The organism is Acinetobacter sp. YH12140 (genome assembly GCF_013418475.1).
GTDB lineage: Bacteria > Pseudomonadota > Gammaproteobacteria > Pseudomonadales > Moraxellaceae > Acinetobacter > Acinetobacter amyesii.
On record NZ_VPBZ01000002.1, the window covers coordinates 97,173 to 110,252 of the forward strand.

10 protein-coding genes are annotated in these 13,080 nt (G+C 41.2%); 7 read left to right on the plus strand and 3 right to left on the minus strand.

Annotated elements, in window-relative coordinates; genetic code table 11:
- Positions 1-15 precede the first annotated feature (15 nt).
- The 5 genes from FTU75_RS02010 to FTU75_RS02025 all read left to right on the plus strand — a co-directional run bounded on the left by FTU75_RS02010 (position 16) and on the right by FTU75_RS02025 (position 8,041).
- Positions 16-1,650 (plus strand): arylsulfatase, encoded by a 1,635-nt coding sequence (locus FTU75_RS02010; protein ID WP_180114996.1) that lies wholly within the window; start codon positions 16-18, stop codon positions 1,648-1,650.
- A gap of 147 nt (positions 1,651-1,797) precedes the next feature.
- Positions 1,798-2,826, plus strand: a complete 1,029-nt coding sequence (locus FTU75_RS02015) for a M20/M25/M40 family metallo-hydrolase (RefSeq protein WP_180114997.1) — start codon at positions 1,798-1,800, stop codon at positions 2,824-2,826.
- 388 nt (positions 2,827-3,214) lie between these two features.
- A complete protein-coding gene (gene purL / locus FTU75_RS02020) occupies positions 3,215-7,051 on the plus strand; it encodes a phosphoribosylformylglycinamidine synthase (RefSeq protein WP_180114998.1) in 3,837 nt (1,278 codons plus the stop codon).
- Positions 7,052-7,378: 327 nt separating this feature from the next.
- A complete protein-coding gene (locus tag FTU75_RS18310) occupies positions 7,379-7,507 on the plus strand; it encodes a KGW motif small protein (RefSeq protein ID WP_257223223.1) in 129 nt (42 codons plus the stop codon).
- 78 nt (positions 7,508-7,585) lie between these two features.
- The gene (locus FTU75_RS02025; protein ID WP_180114999.1) at positions 7,586-8,041 is read left to right on the plus strand and encodes a hypothetical protein; all 456 of its coding nucleotides are present in this window, start codon (positions 7,586-7,588) and stop codon (positions 8,039-8,041) included.
- 41 nt (positions 8,042-8,082) lie between these two features.
- Here FTU75_RS02025 and FTU75_RS02030 read toward each other — a convergent pair whose 3' ends face one another.
- Positions 8,083-9,825 carry an FAD-dependent monooxygenase gene (locus FTU75_RS02030; protein ID WP_180115000.1) on the minus strand — a complete coding sequence of 581 codons (1,743 nt, stop codon included), beginning with the start codon at positions 9,823-9,825 and terminating at the stop codon, positions 8,083-8,085.
- 156 nt (positions 9,826-9,981) lie between these two features.
- Here FTU75_RS02030 and FTU75_RS02035 point away from each other — a divergent pair, with 156 nt between their 5' ends.
- Both FTU75_RS02035 and FTU75_RS02040 read left to right on the plus strand, forming a co-directional pair.
- Positions 9,982-10,863, plus strand: coding sequence for a LysR family transcriptional regulator (locus FTU75_RS02035; RefSeq protein ID WP_180115001.1), 882 nt, complete (start codon positions 9,982-9,984; stop codon positions 10,861-10,863).
- A gap of 15 nt (positions 10,864-10,878) precedes the next feature.
- Positions 10,879-11,196, plus strand: a complete 318-nt coding sequence (locus tag FTU75_RS02040; protein ID WP_180115002.1) for an NGG1p interacting factor NIF3 — start codon at positions 10,879-10,881, stop codon at positions 11,194-11,196.
- 174 nt (positions 11,197-11,370) lie between these two features.
- On the opposite strand, the gene FTU75_RS02045 is transcribed toward FTU75_RS02040, so the two are convergent.
- Positions 11,371-12,144 (minus strand): nitroreductase family protein, encoded by a 774-nt coding sequence (locus FTU75_RS02045; RefSeq protein WP_180009959.1) that lies wholly within the window; start codon positions 12,142-12,144, stop codon positions 11,371-11,373.
- A gap of 95 nt (positions 12,145-12,239) precedes the next feature.
- The gene (locus tag FTU75_RS02050) at positions 12,240-13,040 is read right to left on the minus strand and encodes an enoyl-CoA hydratase-related protein (RefSeq protein WP_078192396.1); all 801 of its coding nucleotides are present in this window, start codon (positions 13,038-13,040) and stop codon (positions 12,240-12,242) included.
- Positions 13,041-13,080: the final 40 nt, after the last annotated feature.

Sequence of the window (13,080 nt, forward strand, 5' to 3'; positions counted from 1 at the left end):
TGCAGATAGAAACAGATGTCAAAACAACAGCCAAACATTTTATTAATTGTTGCAGATGATTTGGGATTTACCGATTTAGGCGCCTTTGGCGGGGAAATACAGACACCAAACTTAGATGCGATTGCGCTTGAAGGCCTAAGATTTACAAATTTTCATACGGCCTCGACCTGTTCGCCAACCCGTTCAATGTTGCTGTCTGGCACAGATCATCATTTGGCTGGTTTGGGATCAATGGCAGAAGCAATACGCCCAGAGCAAAAAGGGCAACCGGGTTATGAAGGTTATTTAAATGATCAAGTGGCCGCACTACCAGAACTGTTACAGGATGCTGGCTATTACACTGTTTTATCAGGCAAATGGCATTTAGGACTAACACCAGAGCGTTTTCCTGCACGTCGTGGTTTTGAGCGTTCATTTACCTTGTTACCTGGGGCTGCCAATCATTATGCATTTGAAGCGGATATTCCAGAAGAAGAGGTTCCGGGTTTACTTAAAGTCACCCGTGGTTTATATGCAGAAAATGATGAATATATAACATCAATCCCTGAAGATTTTTATTCTTCGGATTATTTTACTGAGCGTTTGCTTGGGTATTTGCAGGATGATTCGCAGCGTCAAGGACGTCCATTCTTTGCGTATTTGCCTTTTTCGGCACCGCACTGGCCACTTCAAGCACCACGCGAAGACATTGAAAAATACCATGGAAAGTATGATGCAGGCCCAGAAGCGCTTCGCCAAAAGCGTTTAGCCCGCGCGCGTGAGTTAGGTTTGGTGCATGCCGATGCAACGATTCATCCCGTATTAGCAAAAACAAAATTTTGGGATGAACTGGCAGATGCCGAAAAACAGCAATCTGCCCGAACGATGGAAGTGTATGCGGCCATGGTGGATCGTTTGGATCAAAACGTAGGACGGGTGATTGAGCACCTAAAACAAACTGGTGAATATGACAATACACTGATTATTTTCTTGTCTGATAATGGTGCAGAAGGCGCACAGCTGGAAGCTTTACCTGTATTTGGCCCCGATCTTTCGACGGTGATTGCTCAATACTATGACAATGCTTTAGATAATATTGGCAATGGCAATTCCTATGTTTGGTATGGTGAACATTGGGCGCAAGCTGCCACAGCACCATCGCGTTTATATAAAGCCCATACCAGTGAAGGTGGCATTCGTACACCTGCCTTTATTAAATATGCAGGTGTGAAACGCCAGCAAGGGATTAGTCATGAATTTCTTACAGTGATGGATTGGCTACCTACATTATTAGATGTATTGGAAGTACAGCATCCGGGGGCAACCTATAAAGGCCGTGACTTGGTGCCATTACGCGGTAAAAGTATTTTAGCGTATTTAAATCAGCAACAAGACCGCATACACGATGCAGACCACATTACGGGCTGGGAACTGTTTGGGCAAAAGGCACTGCGTAAAGGTGACTGGAAAGCGCTGTTTATCCCCGCGCCAAATGGGCCAAACAAGTGGCAGTTGTATAACTTGATTGAAGATGCGGGCGAAACAAATGACTTGGCCGAGCAATATCCAGAAAAACTGCATGAACTCTTAGAAGACTGGAAAGTTTATGTGAAAGAAAATGGCGTGATTGAGTTTGCAGATGCGAATGTTGCATTGAATAAATCTGCTTAATTAAAACTGCCACACAAAAGGGGTTTTGAAAAAGGCTCCTTTTTTATGTCCACTACTTTGAGTAGCTTACTTAAAGTGTCTTTATCTTCATGTTGTGGCTCACTTAAAATTTCCATGAATAGATGGTAATAAAAAAGAGGGTTGAAAATGAAGATGAAGTATTTATTGGGATCATGTGTGCTGATCAGTTGTGGCTTTGCGCTAAGTGGATGTACTGCTATGCAAAAGCCAGTAGTTTCCAGCGTAGCAGTTCAACCTTCGCAAATCAGTTTAGACAGTACAAAAATGATGGCGCATTTAGATGCTTTTCAAAAAATTGCGACCAGCAATGGTGGTAACCGTGCAGTAGGTACAGCAGGTGGATTGGCTTCTGCACAATATATTCTTGAACAAGCCAAGAAAGCAGGCTTGCACGCGCAAATGTTGCCATTTGAAAATCGAGAAAAGACCGTTGGGCAAAATATTGTGATTGAGATTGAAGGGCAATCCAAAGATACCGCTGTGATTGTCGGCGCACACTATGATTCGGTGAAAATGGGGCCTGGGATTAATGATAATGCTTCAGGTGTTGCAGTATTGTTAGCATTATTACAAGACTATGCGAAGCAAAAGGTAAAACCTAAACACACACTATATCTTGCCTTTTGGGATTCGGAAGAGGTTGGTATTGCAGGTTCACAAACTTTTGTGAAATCACTCAGCGAGAAACAGCTTCAAGGCATTCAAGCCTATATCAATGTTGATATGGTGGGAACAAAGAATCCGAATATCATGATTGCCGATGGTGACCATTCATCAATTGCAGAAATGGCGGCACAGTTTAAAGCCAATGGACTTATACAAAGTGATTATCAGCCAATCTTAGACAGCATGAGCCAATTACCTAAGCACCCGCAGGATGCTGCATTAGAACAAAGTATGCGTCAATATTTTAAAACCAATAATATTCAGATTAAAGATGATGTAACGACTTTAACAGCAAGCGATACTTTGCCATTTTTAGGGAAAGTTCCCGTTACTTCACTAATTTTATTTAATGAGCAAATGAAAGGTGATGAACTCGAATTTGCACCGTGCTATCACAAGGCTTGCGATACGATTGATAGTGTAGATGTAAACTCACTGAACTTAGCCCTCAATGTAATTCAACATCTATTGTCAGATTTGAATAAATAAAATGTTTCAATTTCAAATGTGAAATGATTTTAGTCTTTTATGAATTTCAGGTTTAAATCTCACACATTTAGACCTGAAATTCATTTTCAAATATAGTTTGAACGCTTGATTAAAAAGTGAGTTGTTGATGAAAAATAAAACATTTTTATAGTTTGAATATTATTCTTAGGGTGAAATGAAAAAATCAGATAATTTTGTGTTAATCTGTGCGACTAAATTCAATTTTATTATTTAAAAATAAAAGCATTATTGCCTAAACTTGCCGATATAAGCACTACAATTTCACTTTCACATCTAGCTGATTTAACTAATACACAGTAGAATATGCGCTCTCTCAAGTCACATTGTGGCATGGTCTTTTCGATCATCCCGTGGAGCCAAAATCAGCATGTTTATCGTTGCCGGTGCACCTGCACATTCTTCATTTAAGAAAACTCAACTATTATCACGTTTAACGTCAATTAGTTCTGTTCAATCAATTGAAAGTCAATGGGTTTACCTTTTTGACCAAGCGCTCAACGAGCAACAACAGCAATCCGCTTTACAGCTTCTCAACGATGGTCAATCTTTTGAATTGCACCAAGCAGCAAGTGACGAAGTCCAAATTTTAGTGACGCCACGTGTTGGAACCATCTCTCCGTGGTCGTCTAAGGCAACAGACATTTTTGCCAACTGTAATACACCGGTTCATCGCCTTGAACGCGGTGTTTTGTTTACTTTGAAGGGTGTAAATGCTGTTTCTGATGAAGTAAAACTAGCATTACATGATCGCATGACAGAAAGCGTTTTCAATGCTATTGAAGATGCTGCGGCACTTTTCTCTGAAACTGAACCAAAGCCTTTAAACTCAATTGATATTTTGGGTCAAGGTAAAGAAGCGTTGGTGAAAGCTAACTCTGAATTTGGTTTTGCGCTTTCTGATGAAGAAATCGATTATTTAACCGATGCTTTCACAAAAATGGGTCGCAACCCGCATGACATCGAGTTGATGATGTTTGCTCAAGCAAACTCTGAGCATTGCCGTCATAAAATCTTCGGTTCTGAATGGACAATTGATGGCGAAGTGCAGCCATTGTCATTGTTCCAAATGATTAAAAACACCTATAAAGAATCACCAACAGATGTATTGTCTGCATATAAAGACAACGCGTCAGTGATCGTAGGTTTTGATACGCAGCGTTTCTATCCGAAAAAAGACGAAGAAACCGGTCATCACGTTTATAAATACAAGAGCCAAGCCGCGCACATCCTGATGAAAGTGGAAACCCACAACCATCCAACAGCGATTGCGCCATTTGCAGGCGCTGCGACAGGTTCAGGCGGTGAAATCCGTGATGAAGGAGCAACAGGCCGTGGTGGTAAGCCAAAAGCAGGTTTAACAGGTTTCACTGTTTCTAACTTGAACATTCCGGGCTTTGAACAGCCTTGGGAAGAAAATTACGGCAAACCATCTCGTATGGCATCTCCGCTTCAAATTATGATTGAAGGCCCATTGGGGGGGGCTGCGTTTAACAACGAATTTGGTCGCCCTGCATTAAATGGTTACTTCCGTACATTTGAACAAAATGTAAATGGCGATGTAAAAGGCTTCCATAAGCCAATTATGATTGCAGGTGGTTACGGTAACATCCGTCCTGACCATGTAGAAAAAGATGCAATCCAACCGGGCGATCTTTTAATCGTACTTGGCGGTCCTGCAATGTTGATCGGTCTAGGCGGTGGCGCAGCATCTTCTGTGGACAGCGGTAAGTTGGGTGAAAACCTAGACTTCGCATCTGTACAGCGTGAAAACCCAGAAATGGAACGCCGTTGCCAAGAAGTGATTGATGCTTGCTGGCGCATGGAAGATCATAACCCAATCGTGTCTGTACATGACGTAGGCGCGGGCGGTATCTCAAATGCAATGCCTGAACTTGTGAACGATCACGAGTTAGGTGCGGTACTTGATCTGCGTAAAATTCCATCGCTTGAAAAAGGCATGTCTCCGATGGAGATCTGGTCGAACGAAGCGCAAGAGCGTTATGTATTGGCCATCCGTCCAAGCTCATTAGAATTATTTGAATCACTGTGTGCACGTGAACGCTGCCCATTCGCCGTATTAGGTGAAGCAACTGAAGCGCGTCAATTGACTGTGAACGATCCATTGTTTGAAAACAAAGCTGTGGATATGCCAATGCAAGTGATGCTTGGCGGTACACCGCGTATGAGCCGTTCTTATGAAACAATTGAACGTAAAGGCGATGACTTCACTGCTGAAACAGTAACAGATTTGAAAGATGCGATTTACCGCGTTCTTAAGAACCCAACTGTTGCATCTAAATCGTTCTTGATCACGATTGGTGACCGTTCGATTACAGGTATGGTTGCACGTGATCAGTTCGTCGGTAAGTGGCAAGTGCCTGTAGCGGATGCTGCAGTAACAACGACTAGCCTTGTTGGTTATACCGGTGAAGCGATGGCAATGGGTGAGCGTCCACCAGTTGCGTTGTTGAATCCTGCTGCTTCTGCACGTTTATCTGTAGCAGAATCAATTTCAAACATCATGTCTGCAAAAATCGACCAGATCAGTGACATTAAATTGTCTGCAAACTGGATGGCTGCAGCAGGTCAACCGGGTGAAGACCAAGCGCTATTCGAAGGCGTTAAAGCCATCGGTATGGAAATGTGTCCTGCTTTAGGTATCGCAATTCCTGTAGGTAAAGACTCATTGTCTATGCGTACAACTTGGAATGATGACGGTGTTGATAAATCTGTAACATCTCCTATGACAGGCGTGATCACTGCATTTGCACCTGTGACTGATGTTCGCAAAACACTTACACCTGAACTTAAAAATATCGAGTCTGTACTGGTACGTATTGATTTGTCTAAAGGTCAATTCCGTCTTGGCGGTTCGATCCTTGCTCAGGTTTATAAAGCAATTGGTTCTGTAACACCTGACGTAGACAGCTTCGATGACTTCAAAGCATTCTTTGCATTGGTTCAAGACTGGAACAACCGTGGTCTAATCAAGGCTTACCATGACATCGGTGATGGCGGTCTATTGGCAACTGTTGCAGAAATGATGTTCGCTTCACGCCTAGGTGTAGCACTTGAAGATCAATCTGTTGAATCATTATTTGCAGAAGAAATTGGTGCAGTATTGCAAATTTCGAAAGCAGATTGGGCAACACTTGAAGCTGAAGTTGCAGCATCTAGCTTAAAAGATGCGATTGCAGTGGTTGGTACAGTGAACAGTACAGATCAATTGTCTGTAAATGGTCTTGTATTTGAGCGTGCAGACTTGCAACAAGCATGGACTGAAGTGTCTTATCAAATCCAACGTCTGCGTGACAACGTAGAAACTGCGGATCAAGAATATGCGTTAATCGCTAACAAATCACATGCAGGTTTAATTGCAAAACCAACATTTGATTTGAACGAGCCTATCGAAGCACCGTACATCAATGAACGCCGTCCAAACATGGTGATTCTGCGTGAACAAGGTGTAAATGGTCATGTAGAAATGGCTGCTGCATTCGATAAAGTCGGCTTCAACACTGTAGACGTACACATGAGCGACTTGCTTGCTGGCCGTATCAGTCTTGATGACTTTGAAGGCTTAGTGGCATGTGGCGGTTTCTCTTACGGTGACGTATTGGGCGCAGGCGGCGGTTGGGCTAAATCTGTATTGTTCAATCCTAAACTTCGTGACCAATTTGAGAAATTCTTTAACCGTGACGAAACATTCTCCCTAGGTATTTGTAACGGCTGTCAAATGCTGTCTCAGCTTGCACCATTAATTCCAGGTGCAGACGCTTGGCCTCGTTTCCACCGCAATACTTCAGAGATGTTTGAAGCTCGTGCAGTCAACGTACGTGTTGAAAAATCTAACTCTGTATTGTTAGAAGGTATGGAAGGTTCGATTCTTCCTATCGCTGTTGCACATGGTGAAGGCCGTGTGGTTGCTAGCGCGGAAAACATTGCAGCATTGAATGCTGGCGATCAAGTGATCTTGCGTTATGTAGATAGCCAAGGCAACCCAACGCAGCATTACCCAATGAACCCGAATGGTTCGCCAGAAGCGATTTCAGGTGTAACGTCTAAAGACGGTCGTGCAACGATTATGATGCCGCACCCTGAACGTAACTTCCGTGCGATTCAGCATTCTTGGAAACCAGAAGATTGGGATCAAGACGGTGCTTGGTTACGTATGTTCCGTAATGCACGTAAATTTATTGGTTAATCTTAGATAGATGAATCATAGAAAAGAGCCGCCTTCGGGTGGCTTTTTTATGGTTAAAATTTACCAAAAGATATATTAATTATTGTGAATGCTTATTTTTACACATATAATCGCTTTCGATTTTTAACCACCTGCGGGTGGTTTTTTGTTGGTTTTAAATTTTTATTTCTCCCACTGAACTTGGTTTAGATTTTGCTTTTATATTTGTGGAAACATGCTAGTGTGTAATTTATGCACAATAACTATGCAAGATTAAAGACTAGCAAGATAAAAGAAAGATGGATAACTAAACGAGTTCAGTATCAACACTCATGATGAGGTGATGACATGATTAAAATAGTAGAATATTCGGCAGTGGATAAGTCTGCGCTGCGTAAAAAGGGCTGGAAGCTTTTTAGTGCAGTCGTGTGTTTGCAGTTGGTGTTTTTAGTTTTGGGTTATGCTTTGCAGATGTAATATTTGAACAATTGAAACCGCCGTGAGGCGGTTTTTTATGTAAACTAATGCATAATTAAAAAACTGCAAAAATTAATAATGAGCTTTAAACAATTTGTATTATTAAAAGATATAAAAATATTTTTACTTTTAGGCTTTATGTTTCCGTCAACATTGTTAAGTGGGTGCTTTCCTATTTTAAAAACGAAGCATCCGAAAATTAATATAACTGTTATCAATGATCAAAATGAAAAGTTGGACGATGCAGAAGTATTTTTAAATCTTACAACATGGCAAGGCAAGTCTTTTACTGAATCTACATTAAAAAAAACACAGGACGGAATTGCTACATTTTCTGCAGAGAAAAGTTTGCAATTTATTCATATATTTCCAGCAAAATATAGTTGGTCGATTTGCGTTTATAAAAATGGATATAGTCAAAATAGTTTTGTGCCAAAAAGTTCAAATCAGCGAACACAAAATTTAGTCTTGTTGTTAGATAAAGCTGAAATAGGTGTAGAAAAAAAACAACATTGTTGGAAAGAAAAATCCTAAAATATTGAATTAATAAAACCACCCGAAGGTGGTTTTTTTGATTAAACAGCCAATTGAATCTGTTTTAACACCGCCTTCAACGTATTTTCATAATCAAAAGCAGCATTAGTACTGTCTTGGTATCGCCAAGCGACATAACCATCTGGACGAACTAAGACAGCGCCTGATTCATGAATTTCAGATTTCGCATTCCATGTACCATAAACGTCACGGTATTCACGAGAACCAACTTGAATAACATCCAAATAAGGCAAATCCAAAGCTTCTGTAGCTTGCTTCCAGCCTTTGCCAGACAAGCCCGTAATTAAGGTAAAACGCCCTTTGCCTGTGATGTCTAAGGTTGAAATTTTTTGGCCTTTGGTATTAATCAACCATGTATGCGGAACTTTTGCTCCCGGACGTGTGGTCGCTTGTAAATACAGTTGTTGGTCTTTTTCAAATACTTCAGGTTCAGATTCAACCATCACTGCATTGGACGTATAACGTTGATTCAACTCTACACCTTGGGCATTAAACTCAAAGTTTTTAATTTCTAAGGCTTGATATAGCTTTTGACGAATTTCTGTAGCTTGTTCATCTTCCGCAAAAATACGTTGCATCATTTGAGCTTGAGTTGTGATGCCTTGGTCAAAACCAAATACCTCTTTGAGATGCTTATAGTCAAAGCGAGATTGATTGGCACGCGCCACGATTTGCTTGCCGACAGGTGCACGCTCAGTGGTATAAGATTCAAGTAGAGCAGGAGCAGCCCAACCTTTGATGGCATACGCCAATTTCCAACCCAAGTTAAACGCATCTTGCATACAGGTATTTGAGCCTAAGCCACTTGATGGTGGATGACGATGTACCGCATCACCACCGCAGAACACACGGCCTTTAGAATATTCAGTTGCCCACGTTTGGTTTACATACCAATAGGATAATTTTTGAATTTCGACATTTTCTACTTCAGCACCGACAAAGGCATTTAAACGCGCACGAACTTGCTCTTCGGTGACTTGTGGTTCGCCTTTGGAAATATCAAAGCCCCAACCCATAATCCATTCATTCCAAGGTGTAATAGCACGGAGTAAGCCCATGCCCAAATCACCAAAGCTCGCTTCAGGGTTAACAATCCATTGCAAAATAGCAGGGCGGTGTTGCACGTATTTGGAAAGATCAGCTTTAAAGGTTACATAGACTGTACTTGCACGAGACATCACCCCTTCAAGGGGTAAATCAAGCTGTTCAAGGACTCTGGATTTTGCCCCATCCATACCGACCAAATATTTGGCACGTAAGCTGAATTCAGTTTGGGTAATACGATTTAAAAAGGTTGCTGTTACACCATGCTCATCTTGCACATGGGACAAATATTCAGTATTAAAATTATAAATTGCACCACGTTCAGCCGCATTTTTTACCAACAAAGCTTCCATTTTCGGCTGAATGAGATCGACCAATGGACAAGGACTGCCTTTAATATAATCGCCATGACGTTCATCACCGGTTCCCCAAGCACTCATACGGGCAATTTCTTCACCGACAAGGCTCGTGGTAATGAGGCTTTCACCCATCTGTTCCCAAGGCGTTGCAATTTTTTTGACCTGTTCTTCGATACCTAAGTCACGTAACACTTCCATCGCACGTTGGTTGGTAATATGGGCACGAGGACTATTGGCTAACCAATTAAATTGGGTAAAAAGCTGAACCTGAATACCGTAATTTGCCAAGGCTAAACCTAAAGTAGAACCTGCAGGCCCTGTGCCAATAATCAGAACATCGGTATCGTATTGCTGTGTCATACAAAACTCCATGTGTATGTGAAGCGCAAACTTGGAATAGTCCACAGTCTAGGCAAATGATTTTCCGAGTAGAATGGATATTCATATAAACTATAGATCTATTGGTATTTTGACTGCATGACACGGGTGATGTAGTGAGTGTGTGGAGTGAAGCGAATGGAATTACGACATTTACGTTATTTTGTGACGGTGGCGAAAGAACAGAGTTTCACTAAGGCAGCGGAAAAACTATTTACAGCACAACCATCGCTCAGTCAGCAAATTAAAGACTTAGAGCAGGAGGTTGGGGTGCAATTATTTGAACGTTCTGCCCGAAAAGTCTTACTGACCGATGAGGGGCAGGCTTTTCTGAAATATGCAGAGCAAGCACTAGAAAATGCCAAACAAGCTATAGCAGCAGCTCGCCACGTGGCGCAAGCCAAAAATAATCAAATACATATTGGCTTTTTAAATGTCGCAGAATTGAAAATTATGCCGAGTATTTTGGCGCAATTAAAACAATATATCCCTGATTTGAAAATTCATTTACATAGCTTGACGTGTACAGAGCAGATTCAAAAACTAAAAAATACTGAATTGGATATTAGCTTTACTCGTTATCACTTAAGTCATGACGACTTTACCAATATTCAGGTTTTAAGTGAGCAGATCTATCTAGTCGGTGCAGCGCATCTGCATCCATCAGATCGAATCTTAAAACTTCAAGAATTAAAAAATCACACCATTATTATGTGTGAGCAAAATGCTTCTCCTGTTTTTTACGATACCTTAAATGCCTTGATTCCTTTTGATCAGCATCAACATGATCATATGCTGTCGGTAACAAATGTCATGCAGCATTTAAATTTGATTAATATGGGCATGGGCCTGAGTTTTGTGCCCGAATATTTACTCAAGTTTTTAAATGATTCGGTTAAAGTCATTCAAACAGATGTGGAATTACCGAAACTAGGTTTATATGCAACCTATCCGCATGCATCGAATAATGTTGCATTGAAAATGATTTACAGTGCTTTAAATAATGTAACTGCACAATAGCGTCTGGAATAGCCAATGTTAAAACTGATTTATTATGTACCTGAGTCTCACCTAGAGTCGACTAAACTGGCTGTTTTTGAAGCAGGAGCAGGTGGTATTGGTAACTATGAACACTGTGCTTGGCAAGTTTTAGGGACGGGGCAATTTAAACCTGTAAAAGGTGCAAATCCTTTTATAGGTGAGTTGGATCAGCTTGAATCTATCCCTGAATGGCGTGTGGAAACCATAGTGCCTGAAGATAAAGCGAGTGAGGTCGCAAGGGCTTTAAAAGTAAGTCATCCTTATGAAGAGACAGCATTTGAGTTTATTCAAATGGTGGATGTAAGTTTTTAATTCATAATGAAAGTTCCCTCTCCTTTTAAAGGAGAGGGTTAGGGAGAGGATTTATCAGATTATGCCCCTCATCCTCTTACGAAGAATGCTCCTCTTCCCGAAGGGAGACGGGACTTACCTAATATTTAAAGTTATGCAGTCGATTGTGGTTGTGACTATTCTTTTGAAAACAAATTATATTTTCTGAATAAACAGCTCACGATCAAAACGATACTGAGGGAAGAATACACCATCTTTAGCACGTTCACCTGCACCAATCACCATCACTGGGTATTGCTGTGCATTTAATCCTAAAATCTTCTTCACCAAAGGTTCATCAAAACCTTCCATCATACAACTGTCAAAACCATAGGCACGTAAAGCCAAAACTAAGTTTTCACAAGCCAATGCTGTGGTTTTGCTCGCCCAAAGTTTTGCATCTGCTTCATTAAAAGCTGTTACAGGCAATTGTTTATCCAGTGTACGTGCAACTTTGAAAGCAACTTTCTTAAAGTTACCTAGGGCGTTGAAGTAACCAGTTTTATAGTTATAAGGAATAAACTTGTAATACTTCTGTACCGCTGCAGGTGCTTCAGGAAATGGAAATTCCGAAATATTCCGTTTTGCCATTTCATCTACACGGTCGGTACGCGCGACACAGACAATCAATTCAGCAGCAGTTTTTGCAGCTAATTGCCCTAAGCAAGCTTTCACCAATTGTTTTTTCTTTGCGGGATTCTGAACGACATAGAATGTCCACGGTTGTAAATTCGATGAATTCGGTGCAAGCAAGGCGAGGTCTAAGCATTCATCTAAAACGTCGTTTGGAATGGCCTTGTCGGTAAACTTACGTACAGAACGACGGCTTTGTACAACTTTTTTAAAATTCTCGATATCGATGCCTTCAGGCGCAGGCTCGTAGTAGCGTTTCTTTTCAGGTTTAGTTTCAGTTTGTGATACTGCAGTCATGTGGAAACATCCAGTTTTTTAATTTAGAAAATAGATTGGGGCTGAGATGAAAAAAACCACCCAAATATGAGTGGTTTTTTAGTTCCATTAAAACATTAATTGAACTGAGAGAAGTCAGGTTTGCGTTTTTGCATAAAGGCGGCAACAGCTTCCATCATTTCTGGAGAGCCTACTCGATCCATGAAAATTTCAGCTTCATGGTCAATCCATGCCACGATTTCATCTACATTATGTTTCATTAATGCTTTTGATTGAACCAAAGATGCTAGTGGAAGTGCAGATAACTGTGCTGCTTTTTTCGCAGCTGTCGCATAAGCATCTTCTTCAATGCTATTGACCAAATTTGCTGAAAGCGCTGTCGCACTATCAAACTTCTGAGCAGTTAACAGTAATTCCGCCGCTTTATGGTAGCCGGCTTGTTGAACCAATAGCTTGCTCGATGCACCTTCAGGCGATAGACCAAGGCTCACAAACGGAATTTGGAATAGGGCAGTATTGTCGCTGTAGACAAGATCGCAATGAAGCAGAATCGTAACACCAATCCCAATGGCAACACCGCGAACCGCAGCAATCAGCGGCTTAGAAAATTGAGCAGCAGATTTTAACAAAATAAAAGGTGCGCCTTCTGAAGCTGGAGCTTGTCCTTTTTGAGCAGCAGATTTCATAAAATCTTGCATGTCATTGCCCGCACTGAAGTCTGCATCTTGACCACGGAGTACAACTACACGCACTGAAGTATCTTGATCAGCTTCATCTAATGCTTTTGCAATCCACAGATATAATTCTGTATACAGCGCGTTCTTCGCCTGAGGTCGGTTAATGGCTAAGGTCAGTACGCCATTGTCCAAATTCGCATTCAAATGTTCATGGGGTTGTTGAATACAGCTCAGTGTCATCGTACTATCCTTGCGTAAAAGTTTCGTTTTGATTTTATGC